Origin of the sequence: Curtobacterium sp. GD1, from assembly GCF_020882855.1 — a bacterium.
GTDB lineage: Bacteria > Actinomycetota > Actinomycetes > Actinomycetales > Microbacteriaceae > Curtobacterium.
The window spans coordinates 18,000-38,663 of record NZ_JAFEVQ010000019.1 but is presented as its reverse complement, the minus strand read 5'-3'; the positions used below and the strand labels follow the sequence as shown (position 1 = coordinate 38,663).

21 protein-coding genes are annotated in these 20,664 nt (G+C 71.1%); 10 read left to right on the top strand and 11 right to left on the bottom strand.

What is annotated here, in order from left to right:
* Window positions 1-2 precede the first annotated feature (2 nt).
* Both trpS and JSX79_RS11875 read right to left on the bottom strand, forming a co-directional pair.
* Entirely contained in the window at window positions 3-1,013 is a 1,011-nt protein-coding gene (gene trpS, locus JSX79_RS11880; protein WP_070418426.1) for a tryptophan--tRNA ligase, read from the bottom strand.
* A 37-nt stretch (window positions 1,014-1,050) separates the two neighbouring features.
* A complete protein-coding gene (locus JSX79_RS11875; RefSeq protein WP_071296540.1) occupies window positions 1,051-1,893 on the bottom strand; it encodes an exodeoxyribonuclease III in 843 nt (280 codons plus the stop codon).
* A 56-nt stretch (window positions 1,894-1,949) separates the two neighbouring features.
* Here JSX79_RS11875 and JSX79_RS11870 point away from each other — a divergent pair, with 56 nt between their 5' ends.
* Window positions 1,950-2,285, top strand: a complete 336-nt coding sequence (locus tag JSX79_RS11870; protein WP_229086438.1) for a hypothetical protein — start codon at window positions 1,950-1,952, stop codon at window positions 2,283-2,285.
* 66 nt (window positions 2,286-2,351) lie between these two features.
* On the opposite strand, the gene JSX79_RS11865 is transcribed toward JSX79_RS11870, so the two are convergent.
* Together JSX79_RS11865 and JSX79_RS11860 are read right to left on the bottom strand one after the other, a co-directional pair.
* Window positions 2,352-2,624 carry an HPr family phosphocarrier protein gene (locus JSX79_RS11865; protein ID WP_229086436.1) on the bottom strand — a complete coding sequence of 91 codons (273 nt, stop codon included), beginning with the start codon at window positions 2,622-2,624 and terminating at the stop codon, window positions 2,352-2,354.
* Between the two features lie 76 nt (window positions 2,625-2,700).
* Window positions 2,701-3,471, bottom strand: a complete 771-nt coding sequence (locus JSX79_RS11860; RefSeq protein WP_071303090.1) for a DeoR/GlpR family DNA-binding transcription regulator — start codon at window positions 3,469-3,471, stop codon at window positions 2,701-2,703.
* 266 nt (window positions 3,472-3,737) lie between these two features.
* Here JSX79_RS11860 and ptsP point away from each other — a divergent pair, with 266 nt between their 5' ends.
* The 4 genes from ptsP to JSX79_RS11840 all read left to right on the top strand — a co-directional run bounded on the left by ptsP (window position 3,738) and on the right by JSX79_RS11840 (window position 8,692).
* A complete protein-coding gene (gene ptsP / locus JSX79_RS11855; protein ID WP_229086434.1) occupies window positions 3,738-5,393 on the top strand; it encodes a phosphoenolpyruvate--protein phosphotransferase in 1,656 nt (551 codons plus the stop codon).
* Between the two features lie 65 nt (window positions 5,394-5,458).
* Window positions 5,459-7,015: a PTS mannitol transporter subunit IICB gene (locus JSX79_RS11850; protein WP_229086432.1), complete on the top strand. Its 1,557-nt coding sequence runs from the start codon at window positions 5,459-5,461 to the stop codon at window positions 7,013-7,015.
* 85 nt (window positions 7,016-7,100) lie between these two features.
* Window positions 7,101-7,538, top strand: a complete 438-nt coding sequence (locus tag JSX79_RS11845) for a PTS sugar transporter subunit IIA (protein ID WP_022907882.1) — start codon at window positions 7,101-7,103, stop codon at window positions 7,536-7,538.
* Window positions 7,535-8,692 (top strand): mannitol-1-phosphate 5-dehydrogenase, encoded by a 1,158-nt coding sequence (locus tag JSX79_RS11840; protein WP_071294737.1) that lies wholly within the window; start codon window positions 7,535-7,537, stop codon window positions 8,690-8,692. The genes JSX79_RS11845 and JSX79_RS11840 overlap by 4 nt, the downstream gene beginning before the upstream one ends.
* Before the next feature lie 92 nt (window positions 8,693-8,784).
* On the opposite strand, the gene JSX79_RS11835 is transcribed toward JSX79_RS11840, so the two are convergent.
* Window positions 8,785-9,783, bottom strand: a complete 999-nt coding sequence (locus tag JSX79_RS11835) for a diacylglycerol kinase family protein (protein ID WP_083414139.1) — start codon at window positions 9,781-9,783, stop codon at window positions 8,785-8,787.
* Window positions 9,784-9,969: 186 nt separating this feature from the next.
* Here JSX79_RS11835 and JSX79_RS11830 point away from each other — a divergent pair, with 186 nt between their 5' ends.
* The 4 genes from JSX79_RS11830 (at window position 9,970) to JSX79_RS11815 (ending at window position 13,446) form a co-directional block, all read left to right on the top strand.
* Window positions 9,970-11,232 carry an ice-binding family protein gene (locus tag JSX79_RS11830; protein ID WP_229086430.1) on the top strand — a complete coding sequence of 421 codons (1,263 nt, stop codon included), beginning with the start codon at window positions 9,970-9,972 and terminating at the stop codon, window positions 11,230-11,232.
* A 10-nt stretch (window positions 11,233-11,242) separates the two neighbouring features.
* Window positions 11,243-12,187, top strand: coding sequence for an NADP-dependent oxidoreductase (locus JSX79_RS11825; RefSeq protein WP_229086425.1), 945 nt, complete (start codon window positions 11,243-11,245; stop codon window positions 12,185-12,187).
* Between the two features lie 72 nt (window positions 12,188-12,259).
* Complete coding sequence (locus tag JSX79_RS11820) at window positions 12,260-12,784, top strand: DUF805 domain-containing protein (protein WP_229086423.1); 525 nt, start codon at window positions 12,260-12,262, stop codon at window positions 12,782-12,784.
* Window positions 12,781-13,446 carry a DUF805 domain-containing protein gene (locus tag JSX79_RS11815; protein WP_267484362.1) on the top strand — a complete coding sequence of 222 codons (666 nt, stop codon included), beginning with the start codon at window positions 12,781-12,783 and terminating at the stop codon, window positions 13,444-13,446. Before JSX79_RS11820 ends, JSX79_RS11815 begins: the two co-directional genes overlap by 4 nt.
* Window positions 13,447-13,520: 74 nt before the next feature.
* On the opposite strand, the gene JSX79_RS11810 is transcribed toward JSX79_RS11815, so the two are convergent.
* The 6 genes from JSX79_RS11810 to JSX79_RS11785 form a co-directional block, all read right to left on the bottom strand.
* Window positions 13,521-14,165 carry a TNT domain-containing protein gene (locus JSX79_RS11810; RefSeq protein ID WP_229086421.1) on the bottom strand — a complete coding sequence of 215 codons (645 nt, stop codon included), beginning with the start codon at window positions 14,163-14,165 and terminating at the stop codon, window positions 13,521-13,523.
* Window positions 14,166-14,240: 75 nt separating this feature from the next.
* Entirely contained in the window at window positions 14,241-15,014 is a 774-nt protein-coding gene (locus JSX79_RS11805) for a succinate dehydrogenase iron-sulfur subunit (RefSeq protein ID WP_071295792.1), read from the bottom strand.
* A gap of 1 nt (window position 15,015) precedes the next feature.
* On the bottom strand, window positions 15,016-16,809 hold the full coding sequence (gene sdhA, locus JSX79_RS11800; protein WP_071295791.1) for a succinate dehydrogenase flavoprotein subunit: 1,794 nt from the start codon (window positions 16,807-16,809) through the stop codon (window positions 15,016-15,018).
* 70 nt (window positions 16,810-16,879) lie between these two features.
* Window positions 16,880-17,326 carry a succinate dehydrogenase, hydrophobic membrane anchor protein gene (sdhD, locus tag JSX79_RS11795; protein ID WP_070418438.1) on the bottom strand — a complete coding sequence of 149 codons (447 nt, stop codon included), beginning with the start codon at window positions 17,324-17,326 and terminating at the stop codon, window positions 16,880-16,882.
* An 11-nt stretch (window positions 17,327-17,337) separates the two neighbouring features.
* Window positions 17,338-17,787, bottom strand: a complete 450-nt coding sequence (gene sdhC / locus JSX79_RS11790; RefSeq protein ID WP_083295282.1) for a succinate dehydrogenase, cytochrome b556 subunit — start codon at window positions 17,785-17,787, stop codon at window positions 17,338-17,340.
* 78 nt (window positions 17,788-17,865) lie between these two features.
* Entirely contained in the window at window positions 17,866-19,104 is a 1,239-nt protein-coding gene (locus JSX79_RS11785; RefSeq protein ID WP_229086419.1) for a glycosyltransferase family 1 protein, read from the bottom strand.
* Window positions 19,105-19,360: 256 nt separating this feature from the next.
* Here JSX79_RS11785 and JSX79_RS11780 point away from each other — a divergent pair, with 256 nt between their 5' ends.
* Window positions 19,361-20,476: a mannose-1-phosphate guanylyltransferase gene (locus JSX79_RS11780; RefSeq protein ID WP_070418440.1), complete on the top strand. Its 1,116-nt coding sequence runs from the start codon at window positions 19,361-19,363 to the stop codon at window positions 20,474-20,476.
* The last annotated feature ends 188 nt before the right edge of the window (window positions 20,477-20,664 follow it).

Below are 20,664 nucleotides of genomic sequence, written 5' to 3'. Positions count from 1 at the left end.
GGTCAGCGCCGGGTGCGGGGCACGAAGCCGATGCGCTCGTAGACCTTCGCGAGGGTCTCGGCGGCGATCGACTCGGCACGCTCGGCGCCGACGGCGAGGAGCCGGTCGAGCTCGGCCGGGTCGTCGAGCAGCTCGAGCGTGCGGGCGCGCACGGGCTCGAGCTCGGCCACGACGGCGTCGGCGACCTCGCCCTTCAGGTCCCCGTAGCCCTTGCCCTGGAACGACTCCTCGAGCGCGGCGACCGGGGTGCCGGTGAACGCCGAGAGGATCGACAGCAGGTTCGTCACGCCCGGCTTCGCCTGACGGTCGGCCCGGATCTCGCGCTCGGTGTCGGTGACCGCCGAGCGGATCTTCTTGGCGGTGCGCTTCGGGTCGTCGAGCAGGCGGATGAGGCCGTTGTCGGACGCGGCCGACTTGCTCATCTTGCTCGTCGGGTCCTGCAGGTCGTAGATCCGCGCCGTGTCGGTGAGGATCCGGGCCTCCGGTACGACGAACGTGTCGCCGAACCGCGAGTTGAAGCGCCCGGCGAGGTCGCGGGTGAGCTCGACGTGCTGCCGCTGGTCGTCACCGACCGGCACGACCTTCGTGTCGTACAGCAGGATGTCCGCCGCCATCAGGATCGGGTACGTGAAGAGGCCGACCGACGCGGCTTCGGTGCCCTGCCGGGCGGACTTGTCCTTGAACTGGGTCATCCGGCTCGCCTCGCCGAAGCCGGTGAGGGTGTTCAGCACCCACGCGAGCTCGGCGTGCGCCGGGACGTGCGACTGCACGAACAGCGTCGCCTTGGTCGGGTCGATGCCCGAGGCGATGTACTGCGCGGCCGTCGCCCGGGTGTTCGCGCGGAGCTCGGCCGGGTCCTGCGGGGACGTGATCGCGTGCATGTCGACGACGCAGTAGATGGCGTCGTAGTCGTCGAGCAGCGTCCGCCACTGCATGAGCGCGCCGATGTAGTTGCCGAGGTGGAGGGAACCGGCCGAGGGCTGGATGCCCGAGAAGATGCGCGTCTTGGTCATGGTGCTGTCCTGTGCTGGAGAAGTGTGGGGGTGCGGGTCAGAGTTCGTAGTCGACGACCACGGGGGCGTGGTCGGACCATCGCTGGTCGTACGCGGCAGCGCGGTCGACCGTGTACTGCGTGACCTTCGCGGCGAGCTCCGGGGTCGCCATCTGGTAGTCGATCCGCCAGCCCGTGTCGTTGTCGAACGCCTGGCCGCGCCACGACCACCACGTGTACGGCCCCTCGACGTCGCCGGCCTGGGCGCGACCGACGTCGACCCAGCCGAGACCGGGCCCGGTCGTGCCGTCGGCGCCCTCGACCTCGGCGCCCTGCTCGCCGAAGAACCGCGAGAAGTAGGCACGCTCACGCGGCAGGAAGCCCGCGCGCTTGACGTTGCCCTTCCAGTTCTTGATGTCCCGCTGGTCGTGCCCGACGTTGAGGTCGCCGACGACGACCGCGAGCGGGTTGTGCTCGCGGAGCTTCGGCAGCCGCTCGGTCATCGCGTCGAGGAACTTCCACTTCTCGTCCTGCTTCGGGGTGTCCACCTCGCCCGAGTGCACGTACGTCGAGACGACCGTCACCGTGGTGCCGCCGATCTCGTAGTCGGCCTCGAGCCAGCGCCCGGCGGAGTCGAAGTCGTCCGCACCGAGCGCGACGCGGTGCACGTGCGCGCTGTGGCGGGAGGCGATCGCGACGCCCGCCCGACCCTTCGCGGTGGCGGGGTCGTGCACGATGTCCCACTCGTCGCCGAGGAGCCCGGCGAGGTCGTCGCTCGACGCGCGGACCTCTTGCAGGGCGAGCACGTCGACGTCGCGGGTGGCGAGCCAGTCGCCCATGCCCTTCCGGAACGCGGCACGGATGCCGTTCACGTTGACGGATGCGAGGCGCAGGCGTGTCATGCAGAACACCCTATCGGCGGGTGCCGACACGGCTGCGCCGGTCGTAGGCTCGCGCCGTGACCGTCGTGATGACCGTGGGGGAGCTGCTCGATGCGTTCCGCCCCGTGGCGGAGCAGATGCTGCGTCCGGAGGAGTTCCGGGGAGCGGAGTTCTGGGTGTACAGCGACTGGTCCGAACGACTGCGGCGGGTGGTCGACACCGAGGTCGCCGACGAGGGGATGGCGCTCGCCTGGTCGATCGCCGGGGACGACGGCGACTCCTGGCTGTGGCTCCGCGACGGGGAACCGGAGATGCTGCTGAAGATCGCCGACGATCTGCAGGACTTCATCGCCGAGAGTGCCTTCGCCTGGGGCGATCTGCGCCCGATCCCGCCGCCGGGGCAGGAGCAGTAAGGGCGACCGGACGACGGACGGGAGGCGCGGTGCCAGCTGGCACCGCGCCTCCCGTCCGTCGTGTGGTCAGGCCGCGTCGTGGTCCGTCTTGAGGAACTCGACCAGGCTGTCCGCGGTGGTCTCGGCGTCGTCGCCGGTCACCGTGAGGGTGACCTCGTCGCCGTTCTCGATGCCGAGGCCGAGGAGCGCGAGGATGCTGCCGGCGTTCCCGGACTTGTCGCCCTTCGCGATCGTGACCTGGTGGCCGGACGCGGTCACGGTCTGGACGAAGAGGGAGGCCGGGCGTGCGTGCAGGCCGGACGCGCTGGCGACGGTGACGGTGCGGGTGGCTTCGGACATCGATGTACTCCTGTCGATGGGTGGTTGGCTCATGGTAGCGAGCGCGGGGTGGGCGGTTCCGGGGCGGGACGCAGGGTCAGTCGCGGCCGGGCCAGAAGACCTCGGTGCCGGCGGCCTCGACCTCGCGGACGAGGTCGGCGTTCACGCCGGGGTCGGTGATGATCGTGTCGATCGCGGCGAGCGGGGCGACGCGGCCGAACTCCTCGCGACCGAACTTGGTGTGGTCGGCGAGCAGGATGCTGCGGCGCGCGGACTTGATCATCGCGGACTTCACGGCGGCCTCGGCCATGTTGTGCGTCGTGAGGCCGCGCTCGGGCGTGATGCCGTTGATGCTGATGAACGCGACGTCGACGCTGACCATCCCGATGAGCTGGTGCGTCCACGTGCCGACGCCGGCGAGCGAGTCGCTGCGGATGTTGCCGCCGAGCAGGTGCAGGTCGATGCCGGGCCGGTTCGCGACCGCCATCGCCACGGGCAGGGAGTGCGTCACGACGGTGAGGCCACGGTCGGTCGGGAGCATCTCGGCGAGGCAGATCGTCGAGGTGCCGGCGTCGATCATGACGGACCCGTTCTCGGGCAGCTCGCCGAGCGCGGCCTCGGCGATGACCATCTTCTCGGCCTGGTTGATGCCGCCACGGTCGCCGACCCCCGGGTGCAGGGTGATGCGTTCGACGGGGATCGCGCCACCGTGCGCACGTCGGACCAGCCCGCGTCGCTCGAGCGAGGTGAGGTCGCGGCGGATCGTCTCCGGGGTCACCTCGAGCAGCTCGGCGAGGTCCTTGACGTCGACCCGGCCCTGCGCACGCGCCTGTTCGACGATGCGCTGGTGGCGCTCTGGTGCGTACATCGGGGCCTCGTCGTCTCGGAAGCGGTGGGGGAGTCGGAACGGAACGGACACGACCGGGCACGTCTCCGGCGACAGCGACCCGAACGGATCCGCCACCAGACGCAAACGGGCATCTGTTTCTGCATTTTTATCCCCGGATGTGTTTGTTTGTCAACGTGGATCGGGGTATGGTGCTGCTCAGCCGCACCGGCGGGGTCCCGTCTCCGCGCTGCGCGCACCGAACGAACCACCCCACCGCAAGCGCGCGTGAGATGAAGGAGTCTCGAATGTCCGAACTGCTCGGCACCGGCGTCGGCCGTGGCGTCGCCCACGGCCCCGTGCTCCGCATGGCCGACCCGCTCGGCGAACCGTCGAAGGACGCCCTGACCGGTTCGGCGGACGACGCGAAGCAGGCCGTGGCCGCCGCGATCGCAGCGGTGGCGGAGGACCTCAACAAGCGGGGGCAGCTCGCCGGCGGGGACGCCCAGGCCGTGCTCGAGGCGCAGGCGCTCATGGCGCAGGACCCGACCCTCCTCGACGACGTGCACGCCCGCATCGACGGCGGCACCAACGCCGAGCGCGCCGTGTTCGAGGCGTTCGGCCAGTTCCGCGACCTGCTCGTCTCGATGGGCGGGTACATGGGGGAGCGTGCCGCCGACCTCGACGACGTCGCCCAGCGCATCATCGCCAAGCTCCGCGGCGTCCACGCCCCGGGTGTGCCCGAGTCGGACACCCCCTTCGTGCTCGTCGCCCGTGACCTCGCGCCGGCCGACACCGCACTCCTCGACCTCGACAAGGTCCTCGCCCTCGTCACGCGTGACGGCGGCCCGACCTCGCACACGGCGATCCTCGCCCGTGCCAAGGGCATCACCGCGATCGTCGGCGTGACCGGCGCGGACGACCTGGCCGACGGCACGGTCGTCGTCGTGGACGCCGCCGCCGGCACCGTCGTGACCGACCCGTCGGCCGACCTCGTCGCCGACGTCGAGCAGCGCATCGCCGACCGCCTCGCCGCGGCCGCAGCGCCCCTGACCGCCGGCGCGCTCGCCGACGGGCACACCGTCCCGCTGCTCGCGAACCTCGGCAGCCCCGCCGACGCCGCGGGCGCCGTTGCTCTCGGTGCGGAGGGCGTGGGGCTCTTCCGCACCGAGTTCCTCTTCCTCGACTCGCCGAAGGCGCCGACCGTCGACGAGCAGAAGGACTCCTACAAGCAGCTGCTCGAGGCCTTCCCGGGCAAGAAGGTCGTCGTCCGGGCGCTCGACGCGGGTGCCGACAAGCCCCTGCCGTTCCTCACCGACAAGGACGAGGAGAACCCGGCCCTCGGTCGACGCGGTCTCCGGGCGCTCCGGAACCACCCCGAGGTGCTCCGCGACCAGCTCACGGCGCTCGCCCAGGCCGACGCCGAGACCGAGGCCGACCTCTGGGTGATGGCCCCGATGGTCGCCGACGCCGAAGAGACCGAGTACTTCGTCGACCTCGCCCGCGAGCTCGGGATCCGCACCGCCGGTGTGATGGCCGAGGTCCCCTCGCTCGCGCTGATGGCCGAGCAGGTGTTCACCTCCGCCGACTTCGTGTCGATCGGCACGAACGACCTGACCCAGTACACGATGGCCGCCGACCGGATGCTCGGCACCGTCGCGTCCTACCAGGACCCGTGGCACCCCGCCGTGCTCCGCCTCGTCGCGCAGCTCGGCGCAGCGGGTGCGGACGCCGGCAAGCCCGTCGGCATCTGCGGCGAGGCAGCGGCCGACCCGCTGCTCGCCGTCGTGCTCGTCGGTCTCGGCGCCACGACGCTCTCCATGACCCCCGCGGCCCTGGCCGACGTGCGCGCCGAACTCGGCAAGCACACCCTCGACCAGGCCCGCGAGATGGCCCAGGCGGCACTCGCCGCGAGCACGGCGGCGGCCGCCAAGTCCGCCGCGGCCGCGACGCACGCCGCCTGATCCGACCCCCCAGCACCACCTCCCCTCCACACGCAGCAGCAGCACCTCACAGAAAGTCACCGCACATGACAACGTCGTCCGTTGCAGCGCCCGACGCTCCCGCGAAGTCGCGGGGCGGCGCACGCGTCGCCGTTCAGAAGTTCGGCACGTTCCTCTCCGGCATGGTCATGCCCAACATCGCGATCTTCATCGCGTGGGGCATCATCACCGCCTTCTTCATCGAGACCGGCTGGACGCCCGTGGGCATCCTCGGCGGCTTCGGTGAGACGGGCGGCGTCGCGAACGTCGGCCTCGTCGGCCCGATCCTGACCTACCTCATCCCGCTCGCGATCGCGATCGAGGGTGGCCGGATGGTCTACGAGACCCGTGGTGCGGTGGTCGGTTCGATCATGACCATGGGTGTCATCATCGGCGCCAACGGCACGACGATGATCCTCGGCGCGATGATCTGCGGGCCGCTCGGCGCGTACCTCATCAAGCAGATCGACAAGCTCTGGGACGGCAAGATCCGGCCGGGCTTCGAGATGCTCGTGAACAACTACGCGGCCGGCATCCTCGGCTTCGGGTTGGCCATGGCCGGGTTCTTCTGGCTCGCGCCGCTGTTCAAGCTCATCGCCGAGGGCCTCGGCGACGCGGTGAACTTCCTCGTCCAGCACTCGCTGCTCCCGCTCGCCAGCGTGATCATCGAGCCGGCCAAGGTGTTCTTCCTCAACAACGCCATCAACCACGGTGTGCTCGACCAGCTCGGCGCGCAGCAGGTCCAGGAGTCCGGCAAGAGCATCCTCTTCCTGCTCGAGGCGAACCCCGGCCCGGGTCTCGGCATCCTGCTCGCCTTCACCTTCTTCGGTGTCGGCATCGCCCGCTCGACCGCTCCCGGCGCGATCATCATCCAGTTCCTCGGCGGCATCCACGAGATCTACTTCCCGTACGTGCTGCAGAAGCCGGTCCTGTTCATCGCCGTCATCCTCGGTGGTGCCACGGGCGTCGCGACCAACGTCGCGTTCCACTCCGGTCTCGTCGCCCCGGCGTCGCCCGGATCGATCTTCGCGGTGCTCGGTGCGACGGCGAAGGACAGCTTCCTCGGCGTCATCCTCTCGGTCATCCTGTCCGCAGCGGTGTCGTTCGCGGTCGCGTCGTTCTTCCTCATCGCGACCCGCAAGCGTGACCTCGCGAACGGTGGCGGCGACATGAGCGCCGCGATGGCGAAGCTCCAGGCGAACAAGGGCCGCGACGTCAACGCCGCGACCTCGGGCCTGCTCGGCAACAACTCCCCGGCGAACGAGGAGGAGGCCGAGGCCTCGCTCGGTGGCGTCGGTTCGGCGACCACCGCGACCGCGACCCGCGTCCAGAACCTCGTGTTCGCCTGCGACGCCGGCATGGGCTCCAGCGCGATGGGCGCCAGCGTCCTCCGCAACAAGATCAAGAAGGCGGGCATCGAAGGGGTCACGGTCTCCAACAAGGCGATCGCGAACCTCTCCGGTGACGAGGACCTGATCATCACGCAGGAGGAGCTGACGGAGCGCGCGAAGCAGAAGAACCCGAACGCACAGCACGTGTCGGTCGGCAACTTCATGAACGCGCCGCAGTACGACCAGGTCGTCGAACAGCTCAAGAACCAGTAACGAAGTGCAGTATCGGAGGGGACGGGCCACGGCTCGTCCCCTCCACACGTCCACGACGCCACGTCACGAAGCAAGGAGAACCCCGATGCCCGTCCTGCAGGAGAGCCAGATCCGGATCCACACCGAGGACACCGCACCGACCAAGTCGGAGGCGATGAAGGAGGCTGCCGAGATCCTCGAGGCTGCAGGCGCGGTCACGGCGGACTACTACCCGGCGATGCTCGAGCGCGAGAAGAGCGTCTCGACCTACATGGGGAACTTCCTCGCCATCCCGCACGGCACGAACGACGCGAAGGACGCCATCAAGTCCTCGGCGCTGTCGTTCATCCGCTACGCGACCCCGATCGACTGGGACGGCAACCCCGTCCGCTTCGTCGTCGGCATCGCCGGCGTCAACAACGAGCACCTCGACATCCTGTCCAAGATCGCGATCGTGTTCAGCGACGAGGACGAGGTCCAGAAGCTGACCGACGCACCGGACACCGCCGCGATCCTGTCGATCCTCGGCGAGGTCAACGAGTGAGCACCCCCACCGCCGTCCACTTCGGCGCGGGCAACATCGGCCGCGGCTTCGTCGGACTGCTCCTGCACGAGGCCGGCTACGAGGTCGTCTTCGCCGACGTCGCCGCGCCCCTCATCGACGCTCTCGCCGCTGCCGACTCGTACACGGTGCACGAGGTCGGTCAGAACGCGCGCGACCACGAGGTCACGAACTTCCGTGCGCTGAACAGCGCCCAGGACGAATCGGCCGTCGTCGCCGAGATCGCCACGGCGTCCATCGTCACCTGCGCCGTCGGACCGAACGTCCTGAAGTTCATCGCACCGGTCATCGCGAAGGCGCTCCAGCAGCGCGACGCGGACGCCGCGCCGATCGCCGTGATGGCGTGCGAGAACGCCCTCAACGCCACCGACCGCCTGCGCGAGTTCATCGTCGAGGCGCTCCCCGCCGACGTCCGCGACCAGGCCCTCGCCAAGGCCGTCTTCGCGAACACCGCGGTCGACCGCATCGTCCCGGCGCAGCCCGAGGGCGCGGGCCTGGACGTCACTGTCGAGACCTACTTCGAGTGGGCCATCGACCGCACGCCGTTCGGCGGGAACGAGCCGGAGATCCCCGGCGCCCACTACGTCGACGGCCTCGCCGCGTCGATCGAGCGCAAGCTCTTCACGGTGAACACCGGGCACGCGACCGTCGCGTACCACGGCTTCCTCGCCGGGGCGGACAAGATCTCGGACGCCATCGCGATCCCCGCGGTCCGGTCCGAGCTCGAGTCCGTGCTCGCCGAGACGAGCGACCTGCTCGTCCGCCGCCACGAGCTCGACCCCGAGGTGCACCGTGCGTACGTGCAGGCCATCATCGGGCGCTTCGAGAACCCGCACCTGCCCGACACCGTGACACGCGTCGGCCGACAGCCGCTGCGCAAGCTCTCCCGCGACGAGCGCTTCGTGTCGCCCGCCGCCGCCCTCGCCGAGGACGGCACGGAGCCGACGGCGCTGCTCGACGCCATGGGCGCCGCGCTGCGCTTCGACGTGCCGGACGACGAGCAGAGCGTCGAACTCCAGGCGCTGCTGCGCTCGGACCGGAGCGACGCCGAGGTCGTGACCGAGATCACCGGGCTCGACGAGCAGCACCCGCTGCACGCCGCGTTCGCGGACCGGGTGCGGTCCGCGCGCGCCTAGCGTCCTCGACGCATCCACCTGACGGACTGGAGGCGCGGTGCCGGCTGGCACCGCGCCTCCCGTCCGTCACGCACCCGCGTCGGACCGCCGTGTCAGGCCGTCCGCAGCACGAGACCGCCGTGCTCGACGCGCAGGCTGGCAGCGGCCACCAGGCCGAACGGATCACCGTCCAACTGCAGCTGTTCGGGCTCGTCGAGCACGAGGTCGAGTCGCCGCGCCGTCGTGTAGCCGAGCGTCCGCGACCGCGGCAGGAAGCGGGCGAGCAGCCGTCCGAAACGCGTCCGGTGGTAGAAGCGGTTGAGCGACAGGCCGTAGCCGATCTTCGTCCAGCCGAAGGCGCCACGCGGGCGGAACGCCACCGCGTCGAGGAGTCCGTCGTCCGGCTGCGCTTCGGGGAGGAGCAGCAGGCCCGCCGTGAGGGTCCCGCAGTTGCCCACGATGACGGTGTGCGCCCGCATGCTGTGCTCGTCGCCCTCGTCGAGGCGGTACCGGAGGTCGACCTGGCGGTTGCCGACCACGGACCGCATGATCGGGTCGGAGTAGGCGAGCCAGCCGAAGCGCTTCTTCAGCCCGGCGTTCGTGTCCGCGGCCATCCGGGCGTCGAGCCCGATCCCCGCCATCACGAGGAACGCGTGCTCGGTCGTGTCCCCGTCGGCGGTGGTGAGCGCGGCGAAGGCGACGTCGACGGCACGGTCCGCGCCGTGGAACGCCGACCGGACGGCCGCGGTGACGTCACCGATCGGGATGCCGAGGTTCCGTGCGTAGAGGTTGCCGGTGCCCGTCGGGAGCAGGGCGATCGGGATGCCGGAGCCGTGCAGCACCTCGGCCGCGACCCGCAGCGTGCCATCGCCACCGACGACCAGCACGACGTCGGGTGCGCTGTCACGGGCGGCGCGTGCGGCGGCGCGGCCGTCGTCGTCGGCCGCGGTCTCGAACCAGGCGGTGTCGGCCCAGCCGAGCGACCCCTGCTCGGTGGCGACCGCCGAGCGGAGGGCGGCGAGGTCGACCGCGGAGGGGTTCACGACGACGGCCGCGTGCTGCGGGCCGGCCGTCCGGTGCGTGCGGTCGGGGGCTGCGGGAGTGGAGGGCACCAGTCGACGGTACCGCCGGACGCGAGGCGATCGCGCCGCGCACCGGTGTGTCCGATCCCCGCGGATCCGCCGAACCTGGCAATCGGGACCCTCACGCACAGGTACGCGAGCGAGACTCGCGACACGGCGAGTGCCGGGTGACTTCGACACCTGTGCGGTACCTCTCCTGAACAGGCAGGGGCCGTCATGGCCAGCACGCCCATCGTCCGCTCACTCACCCTCATCGGCACCGGGATCGGACTGGCGGCAGCGCTGGCGCTCGCGTCCTCCGGTCCCGCCTCGGCCGCGACCGTCATCGACGGTCCGATCGGGCTCGGCACGGCCGCGACGTACGGCGTCCTCGGCGCCTCGACCGTCACGAACACCGGACCCACCACCGTCCAGGGCGACCTCGGCCTCTCCCCGGGGACCTCGATCACCGGGTTCGGCGGACCCGGCAACGGGATCGTGGACGGCACGGTGCACCAGACCGACGCGGCAGCGGCCCAGGCGCAGGCCGACACCACGACCGCGTACGACGTGGCGGCGTCGCTGACCCCGACGCAGACCGGCGTCTCGGAGCTGAACGGGCTCAGCCTGTCGCCCGGCGTCTACACCGGCGACGCACTTCGGCTCGCGGACACCGGGACGCTGACGCTCGCGGGCAGCGCCGACTCCGTGTGGGTGTTCCAGGCCGCGTCGACGCTGACGATCGGATCGGGCACGCGCATCCTCATCACAGGTGGCGCGAGCTCCTGCAACGTCTTCTGGCAGGTCGGCAGCTCGGCCACGATCGGCAGCGCCGCGCAGTTCCAGGGCACGGTCCTCGCTGACCAGTCCGTCACGGCCACCACGGGTGCGACGGTCGTCGGGCGTCTGCTCGCGCGCACCGCGGCCGTGACGCTCGACACGAACACGATCACCGCGCCGACCGGGTGCCCGGCCCCCGGCACCCCCTCCGAGACGGTGGCTCCGACGATCACGTCCGGCACCCCCACGGCCGCGACCGCCGGTACGCCCTACTCGTTCCCGGTGACGGCGACCGGGACGCCCGCGCCCACGTACTCGGACGGCGGGACCCTGCCGCCCGGGCTCACGATCAACCCCACGACCGGGGTCATCTCCGGCACCCCGACGACGCCCGGCACCACGACGGTGACGATCACGGCGGACAACGGCACGGCCCCGGCCGACACCGAGACGTACGTCCTCACCGTCCGCGCTCCCGCGGTGGTCCCGACGCCGACCCCCACTCCCTCGGCACCGACGTCGAGCGCTCCGGCCGTGCCGGTCGCTGCGGGCTCGGGCAGCGGCGGTTCCGGGAACTCCCCGGCGGAACTCGCCTTCACCGGCAGCGACCCGACGGTGCCGCTCACGATCGCCGGAGCCCTCCTCGTCGCCGGCTCCGCACTGCTCGTGCTGCGGTCCCGTACCCTGCGTGCCCGACGACGTCCGGCACCGCGCGCGTAGCGTCGGGAGCATGACGAAGCACTGGGTGGCCCCGCGGTTCGGCGGCAGCGAAGTCCTCGAGTACGTCGAGACCGAGGTGCCGGCCCCGGGGCCCGGCGAGGTGACGATCGACGTCCGCGCCGCGGGCATGAACCCCGCCGACACGAAGCACACCCGACAGGGCGACCCGTCGGACCTGCCGATCGCGATCGGCTACGAGGTCGCGGGCGTCCTGAGCGCCGTCGGTCCGGACACCGAGATCGCGTCCGGCGGGGGAGCGGTCGGTGACGAGGTCCTCGCGTTCCGGGTCGCTGGTGGCTGGGCCGAGCGACTCACGGTGCCGGCACGGGACGTGTTCGCCAAGCCCGCGGCCCTCGGCTTCCCCGAGGCCGCGAACCTCCTGCTCGCCGGCACCACCGCCGCGGACATGCTCCGGGTGACCCGGGCCTCGGGGAACGACACGGTCCTCGTGCACGGTGCCGCCGGCGCCGTCGGGGTCAGCCTCCTGCAGCAGCTCCGCCTCCTCGGGGCGCGGGTCATCGGAACCGCCTCCGAGCGCAACGCCGACACCGTCGCGGACTTCGGCGGTGAGTGGATCGCCTACGGCGACGGACTCGAGGACCGGGTCCGGGCACTCGTGGCCGACGGCACGGGCGACGGCGTCGACGTGGCGCTCGACTGCGTCGGGACCGACGAGGCCGTCGACGTCTCGCTCGCGCTCGTCGCGGACCGGTCGCGCATCGTCACGATCGCCGCGTTCGGTCGAGCGGGGGCCGACGGCATCCGGGCGATCGGCGGAGCCCAGCCGGAGAGCAAGGCGTTCCGAGACTCGGTGCGGCAGCGACTCATCGACCTCGCGGGCGACGGGCAGCTCGCCGTCCCCGTCGCGCGGACGTTCCCGCTCGCCGAGGCGAAGGCCGCGGCCGAGGTGCTCGAGTCGCAGCACCCCGGCGGGAAGCTCGCGCTCGTCCCCTGACCCCGCGCGGACGTGGCCGGGGGGTTCTGGTTGAATCGCACTCGTACTTCAGCCAACACCCGAGGGGGACCCATGACCGACCAGTACCCGCCGCAGAACCCGTACGGCCAGCAGCCCGCACCGACCGGGCCCGGCGGCGAACCGCCGATCTGGGCGCCCTGGTACGGCATCTCGTTCGGCAAGGCGTTCTCGCGCTTCTTCAAGAAGTACGCGACGTTCAGCGGCCGCGCGAGCCGCAGCGAGTACTGGTGGTGGTACCTCTGGAGCGCCATCATCGGCACGGTGGCGTCGATCATCACGGGCATCCTGACGGCGGCCACCGGCACGACGACCACCACGACCTCCTCGACGTACGTGGGCTTCTCGACGATGTCGACCAACCCGCTCGCCGGGACGGCCTTCTGGATCGTCGGACTCGCGCTCATCATCCCGACGCTGGCGCTCATCGTGCGACGCCTCCACGACGCGAACATCAGCGGGCTCTTCGCGCTGCTGCTGCTCATCCCGTTCCTCGGTACGGTCGCGGTGTTCATCATGATGTTCCTGCCGTCGAACCCGCAGGGCGCCCGGTTCGACCGACCGACCGGTTCGCGATGACGACCAGCGGCGAACCCGGGTGGGGACAGCCGGACGGGCAGCAGCCGCCGGCCGGGCAGCCGAACGGCCAGCCCTCCGCGCCCTACGGCCAGCCCTCGGCGCCGTACGGGCAGCAGAACGGCCAGCAGTACGGCCAGACGTTCCCGCCGTACGGCCAGCCGTACGCGCAGCTCCAGCCCCCGATCCCGGTCGGGCCGGACGGCACGCCCCCGCTCTGGGCACCCTGGTACGGCATCGGCTTCCTCGACGCCGCCACGCGCTTCTTCAAGAAGTACGCGCGGTTCGACGGGCGCGCCAGCCGGAGCGAGTTCTGGTTCTGGGCGCTCGCCAACGGGCTGGTCAACCTCGTCTTCCTCGGCGCCTACCTCGTCGCGCTGTTCTCGTGGATCGCGGCGAACACCTCGACCGACGCGTACGGCGTGGCACGGTCCGACGCCGTGGGGCCGCCCGTCGTCGCGCTGCTGATCGGCGGGGTCTGGGGGCTCTGGTGGCTCGCGACGATCGTGCCGAGCCTGGCCCTGGGGTGGCGCCGGGTGCACGACGCGAACCTGGCCGGACCGTTCTGGCTCATCGCGCTGTTCGTCGGGATCGCCGGGATCGTCTTCGGTGCCCTCGAGTCGAACCCGGCCGGTGCGCAGTACGACCGCCCCGACCTCGGGTAGCGCGACCACCACGACGAAGCGGCCCGCCCCGGCAGGGGGCGGGCCGCTTCGTCGTGTTGCGGTCGGGGCGCGGGTCAGACCACCCGGAGCCGCGAGAGCGAACCGTCCACGACCAGGTCGCGCACCGTGACGGACGGATCCGCCGTCTGGAAGCGCAACGCGCCTCCGGGCTGGTCGAACCAGGGCTGGACGAACCGGACCGTCACCAGGAACGGCCGTTCGACCAGGTAGCGGTGCGTCTCGGGCGCCGCCGCGACGTGCGGCGGCAGTGAGCGCTGCGGCAGCGGGGTGTCGAGCGGGTGCAGCAGGTAGCCGTCCGGGCCACCGACGCGGTCCACCGGCACGCCGGCCGGCACCTGGATCGTGAGGCCCTGCTCGCCCGCCTGCGCCACCTGCTGTGCGAGCTGCGGGTACGTCGACGCCGCCCGGTCGCGGAGCCCGTCGAGCTCGTACCGGGGGATGTCCTTCGGCGCCGGGAACGGCCGGTTGAGGAAGCGACGGAGCATCTCGACCGCGTCCGCCTCGCCCCGGGCGGTCGCGAGACGCCGCGCGGTGCCGTAGTCGACGACCTCGAGCGCGAAGTCGCCCGTGCCCTCGACCGCGACGACTCGCAGCGCGCCCTCGACCGGGGGCTCGTGCAGGGTCTCTCCGGGGAGCTGCACGTAGCGGATCGTGTAGCCGAGCTGGTCGAGGATGGGGCGGGTGTCCGCGAAGGTCATGGAGCGGAGCCTATCGGTGGTGCCCCTGACGTGCCTTGGACGGAGCCGAGCGTCGGCCCCGTCCCGGCGACGTCGTCAGGCCCGGCCCCGCATGACGGCCTGCTTGACCTCGGAGATCGCCTTCGTGACCTGGATGCCGCGCGGGCACGCGTCGGTGCAGTTGAAGGTCGTGCGGCAGCGCCACACGCCCTCCTTGTCGTTGAGGATGTCGAGCCGGACGTCGGCCGCGTCGTCGCGCGAGTCGAAGATGAACCGGTGCGCGTTCACGATGGCGGCGGGGCCGAAGTACTGGCCGTCCGTCCAGAACACCGGGCAGGACGACGTGCACGCGGCGCAGAGGATGCACTTCGTGGTGTCGTCGAAGCGCGCACGGTCGGCCACCGACTGGATGCGCTCCTTGCCCGGGGTGGGGGCGGTCGCGGGCTGCAGGAAGGGCTGGACCTCACGGAAGGACTTGAAGAACGGCTCCATGTCGACGACGAGGTCCTTCTCGAGCGGCAGACCCTTGATCGCCTCGACGTAGATCGGCTTCGACACGTCGAGGTCCTTGATCAGCGTCTTGCACGCCAGCCGGTTGCGCCCGTTGATGCGCATCGCGTCGGAGCCGCAGACGCCGTGCGCGCAGGAGCGCCGGAAGGTCAGGGAGCCGTCCTGGTCCCACTTGATCTTGTGGAGCGCGTCGAGGATGCGGTCGGTCGGCAGCATCATGACGTCGAAGTCCTGCCAGCGCGGCTCGTCGTCGACGTCCGGGTCGAAGCGGCGGATGATGAGCGTCACCGGGAACGATCCGGGAGGGGCGTCCTGCACGGTGTCGGTGCGGGGTGCGTCGGAGACCAGGGTGTCGGTCATCTCAGTACTTCCTCTCCATCGGCTGGTACCGCGTCACGACGACTGGCTTCCAGTCGAGGGTGATGTGGTCGTCGGCGAGTGACGAGTGCGGGTCGCCCGTCAGGTACGCCATGGTGTGCTGCATGTAGTTCTCGTCGTCGCGCTTCGGGTAGTCGTCGCGCATGTGGCCGCCGCGGGACTCCTTGCGGTTCCGGGCGGAGTACACGACGACCTCGGCGAGGTCGAGCAGGAACCCGAGCTCGACGGCCTCGAGCAGGTCGGTGTTGAACCGCTTGCCCTTGTCCTGCACGGAGACCTGCAGGAAGCGGTTCCGGAGCGTGTGGATGGTCTCGGTGACGCGGGCGAGCGACTCGTCGGTGCGGAACACCTGCGCGTTCTTGTCCATCTCGTCCTGCAGTTCCTTGCGGAGCACGGCGATGCGCTCGGTGCCGGTCGAGGCACGGAGCTGCGCGAGCATGTCGCGGACGCCGGCGGCCGGGTCGTCGGGCAGGGGGAGGAACTCGGCGGTCTTGACCCACTCGGCCGCGTTGTTGCCCGAGCGCTTGCCGAAGACGTTGATGTCGAGCAGCGAGTTGGTGCCGAGGCGGTTCGAACCGTGGACGGACACGCAGGCGCACTCGCCGGCGGCGTAGAGCCCGGGGACGACCGTGGTGTTGTCGTACAGGACCTCGGCGTCGGTGTTGGTCGGGATGCCGCCCATCGCGTAGTGCGCCGTCGGCATGACGGGCACCGGTTCGACGACCGGGTCGACACCGAGGTAGGTGCGCGCGAACTCGGTGATGTCGGGGAGCTTGGTCTCGAGCACCTCGGCCCCGAGGTGCGTGCAGTCGAGCAGCACGTAGTCCTTGTTCGGCCCGGCGCCACGGCCCTCGGCGACCTCTTGCACCATGCACCGGGCGACGATGTCACGCGGGGCGAGGTCCTTGATGGTGGGGGCGTAGCGCTCCATGAACCGCTCGCCCGAGGCGTTGCGGAGGATCGCGCCCTCGCCGCGGGCGCCCTCGGTGAGGAGGATGCCGAGGCCGGCGAGCCCGGTCGGGTGGAACTGGAAGAACTCCATGTCCTCGAGCGGGAGGCCCGTGCGCCAGACGATGCCGACGCCGTCGCCGGTCAGGGTGTGGGCGTTCGAGGTGGTCTTGTACATCTTGCCGAAGCCACCGGTCGCGAAGATCATCGCCTTGGCGTGGAAGACGTGGAGGTCACCGGTCGCGAGCTCGTACGCCACGACACCGGCGGGCTGCTTGCGGGTGACGCCGTCCTCGCCGACGACGTCGACCATGATGAGGTCGAGCGCGTAGAACTCGTTGAAGAAGTTCACGCCGAGCTTCACGCAGTTCTGGAACAGCGTCTGCAGGATCATGTGGCCCGTGCGGTCCGCCGCGTAGCAGGCCCGGCGGACGGGGGACTTGCCGTGGTCGCGGGTGTGACCGCCGAAGCGCCGCTGGTCGATCTTGCCCTCGGGCGTGCGGTTGAACGGCAGGCCCATGTTCTCGAGGTCGATGACCGCGTCGATGGCTTCCTTCGCGAGGATCTCGGCGGCGTCCTGGTCGACCAGGTAGTCGCCGCCCTTGATCGTGTCGAAGGTGTGCCACTCCCACGAGTCCTCTTCGACGTTGGCGAGCGCCGCGGCCATCCCGCCCTGCGCCGCACCGGTGTGCGAACGCGTCGGGTACAGCTTCGAGATGACGGCCGTCTTCGCCTTCGGGCCGGCCTCGATGGCGGCACGCATGCCGGCACCGCCCGCGCCGATGATGACGATGTCGAACTGGTGGTGGTGAACGGTGGTCTCGGTCACTGGGGCCTTTCAGGAGTGGTGCCGCGCCGGCAGGGGCGTGCGGCGGCGAGGGCGAGGACGCGTGCTGCGGCTACTGGGCCGGGCAGAACGACGGCAGGTCCGCGGCGGCTGCGCCGGCGGGGCACGGGTCGAACGTCCAGCACACGAGCAGGCCGAGCACGATGAGCACGACGCAGGCGATGAGGATCGCGACGAGCAGGGTCTTGCGGATGCCCGGCTTCGACACGTAGTCGTTGACGATCGTCCGCATGCCGTTCGAACCGTGGATCAGCGCGAGGACGAGCATGAGCGAGTCCCACACCTGCCAGAACGGCGACGCCCACTTGCCGGCGACGAACGCGAAGTCGATCTGCTTGACGCCCTCGCCCGCCACCATGTTGACGAAGAGGTGGCCGAAGATCAGCACGACGAGCAGGACGCCCGAGCCGCGCATGTAGATCCAGCCCCACTTCTCCCAGTTGGTGGAGCGGCGGGCTGCTGCTGCCGAGCGCGGGGGCTCGATGGTCTGCGTGGTCATCCGGATGCCCCCTAGTTGAAGTCCGCGACGAGGTTCATGAGCTGGCGCGGCAGGAAGCCGGCGATGGCGATCGCCCAGAGGACGATCACGATCCAGAACATGGCCCGCTGGTACTTCGGACCCTTCGACCAGAAGTCGATGAGGATGATCCGGAGCCCGTTGAACGCGTGGAAGACGATGGCCATCACGAGCGCGATCTCACCGAGGTTCATGATCGGCGTCTTGTACGTGCCGATGACCGCGTTGTACGCCTCGGGGGAGAGCCGCACGAGGGCGGTGTCGAGGATGTGCACGAGCAGGAAGAAGTAGATCGCCACACCGGTGATGCGGTGCAGGACCCAGGACCACATGCCGGTGGACCCCCGGTAGAGCGTCCCCTGCGGTGTCCGAGAAGCGCGCGGCGCCTCGATCGTCACCCGAGGTGCGGCGGTCGCCGTACCCCCTGCGGTCTGCTCGGCCATGAGCTCGTCCTCCCATAGGACGGGCTCGCCCGATCGGCGAGCCCTTGCCGTTCGTGTTCGTGTGGAACACGACCCATCCTATGCGCGTGCGCTGACCTTCTCGTGCCAACCGGTCCGGGCACCCCGCGTCGTGGCGGGCGGCGCGCCGATCGTGCGGGCCGTGTCGTGGTGGTCGAGCAGTTCGTCGCCGATCGCCTCCCACGTCGTCCCCTCGACCCGGAGCCGCCCGGCGGAGCCCATCCGCTCGGCCAGGGCGCGGTCGTGGTGCAGGGCGAGGACGGCTCGACGCAGGGCCTGTGGCTCGTCCGGGTCGTACAGCTCGCCGTCGAGTCCCGGCGCGACGAGGTCGAGCGGCCCGCCGGCGCTCGGCGCGACGACCGGCAGCCCGCTGGCGTGCGCCTCCTGCAGGGTCTGGCCGAAGGTCTCCGCCGGTCCCGTGTGGACGAACAGGTCCAGGGCCGCGTAGGCGTCCGCGAGCGCGTCCCCGCGGAGCGGGCCGGTGAACGTGACGTCCAGGTGGCGGAGGCGCCGTTCGAGCGCGGCCCGGGAGGGACCACCGCCCGCGACCACGATCCGGATCCCGGGGATGCCGCCGAGCTCCGCGAGCCGCTCGACCTCCTTCTCGGGCGCGAGCCGCCCGACGTACCCGACGATGGTCTCGCCGCGCGGGGCGATCCGCCGCCGGAGCGCCCGCACGTGCGCCGACGAGCGGCGCGCGGGGTGGAACAGCTCGGTGTCCACGCCGCGGCCCCAGCGCGCGACGCGGGGGACGCCGTCCTCGGCGAGCATCGCCGCGGTCGCGCTCGACGGCGCGAGCGTCAGCGAGGCGCCGGCGTGGATGCGTCCGAGGATCTTCCGCACCAACGGGACGGTCGCGGTCAGGCCGTTGCGGCGGGCGAACCCGGCCACGTCGGTCTGGAAGACGGCGACGGAGGGGATGCCGAGCCTCCCGGCCGCCGTGATCGCGCGCCCACCCAGCAGGAACGGACTCGCGGCGTGGAGCACGTCGGCGCCGGAGGCGGCGAGGATCGTGTCGAGCACCGGGTGGGGGAGCGCGACCGGGAACTGGCGGTAGGCCACGGCCGGGACCCGGTGCACGTCGAAGGAGCGGTACCGCTCCACCGCGGTCCGCGAGCGGAACTGCGCGATGCCGGGGGTGTCCGGCGCGATGACGACCGCGCGGTGACCGCGGCGTTCCAGGTGGTCCAGCACCGCGAGGACGCTGGTGGTGACGCCGTTGAGGGTGGGCAGGAAGCTCTCGGTCACGACGGCGACGGTCCGTTGGGACGTGCCGCGCTCCACGCTGCGTGCGTTCATGGCGGTGTCCATGCTCCGCGCGCGGCGTGTCCCCGCGGGGCCGTCGACGTGAACGCCCGGCACGCAGGCGGTGAACAGCCGCGTCGGCGGGTGGTGAACGGTCGCGTCCGCGCGTGGTGGACGATCGGACTGGAGGCGCGGCGCACGACCGGCGGGCCGGCTGCGGTGGCCGTGTGCGGACTCCCGCACCGCGTGCGTGCGGGAAGCGTGCGGGAACCACCCAGGTCGCGCCCGGCCGCACCGGTACGGTGAGCACGTGGCAGACGCACTCGAGGACTTCTACGCGATCATCCCCGCCGGGGGCATCGGATCGCGGCTCTGGCCGTTGTCGCGTGCCGACGCGCCCAAGTTCCTGCACGACCTGACCGGGTCCGGCACCTCGCTGCTCCGGCAGACGTGGGACCGTCTCGCGCCCCTGGCCGGCGAGCAGCGGATCATGGTCGTCACCGGCCGCGCGCACCGCGTCGCCGTCGAGTCGCAGCTCCCCGGCGTCGAGGACCACAACGTCGTGCTCGAGAGCGAGCCGAAGGACTCCACGGCGGCCATCGGCCTCGCCGCGGCGATCCTGCGCCGCCGCGAGCCGGACGTCGTCATCGGCTCCTTCGCGGCCGACCACGTCATCGGTGACGCCCGGGGCTTCCGCCGGTCGGTCCGCGAAGCGGTCGTCGCCGCACGCGCCGGCTACATCACGACGATCGGCATCACGCCCACCGAGCCGGCGATCGGCTTCGGCTACATCCACGCGCACGACGACCCGATCGGCATCGAGGGCGCCCCGACCGCCCACGCGGTGCGCTCCTTCGTCGAGAAGCCCGACCTCGACACCGCGCGCTCGTACGTCGAGCAGGGCACCTACCTCTGGAACGCGGGCATGTTCATCGCCCGCGCCGACGTGCTGCTCGCCGAGATCGGCCGGACGAAGCCCGAGCTGCTCGCCGGCATCGAGGAGCTCGCCGACGCGTGGGACACCTCGGCACGTGGTGCCGTCGTGGACGCGGTGTGGCCGAACCTCGAGAAGATCGCCATCGACTACACGGTCGCCGAGCCCGCCGCCGCCGCTGGGCGCATGGCGGTCATCCCCGGCGACTTCGACTGGGACGACGTCGGCGACTTCGCCTCGCTCGCGAAGCTGCAGTCCGGCGGCCGCGCGAACAACCTCGCGGTGCTCGGGGACGGCGCTCGCATCCTCGCGGACTCGTCGAGCGGCATCGTCGTCTCGCACAGCCAGCGGCTCATCTCGCTCATCGGCGTCGAGGACATCGTCGTCGTGGACACCCCCGACGCCCTGCTCGTGACCACCAGTGCGAACGCGCAGCGCGTCAAGGGTGTGGTGGATGCACTGAAGATCAGCGGCCGCGGTGACGTCCTGTAGCGCTCCATCACGAAAAGCGCTTGACGTCCCCCGAACTGGGGGCAGAACCGTGACTTCGCGTTACGGGCGCGTTTCGGCGCGGTCGCGATCCCGTAACTGATCCCAGGAGTCCCTCAGGGGCGTTCTGTACCGGCCGGGCGGTCGTGTACTGTCGCCACGATCGCCCGGAACGCACGTGGTCCGGGCAC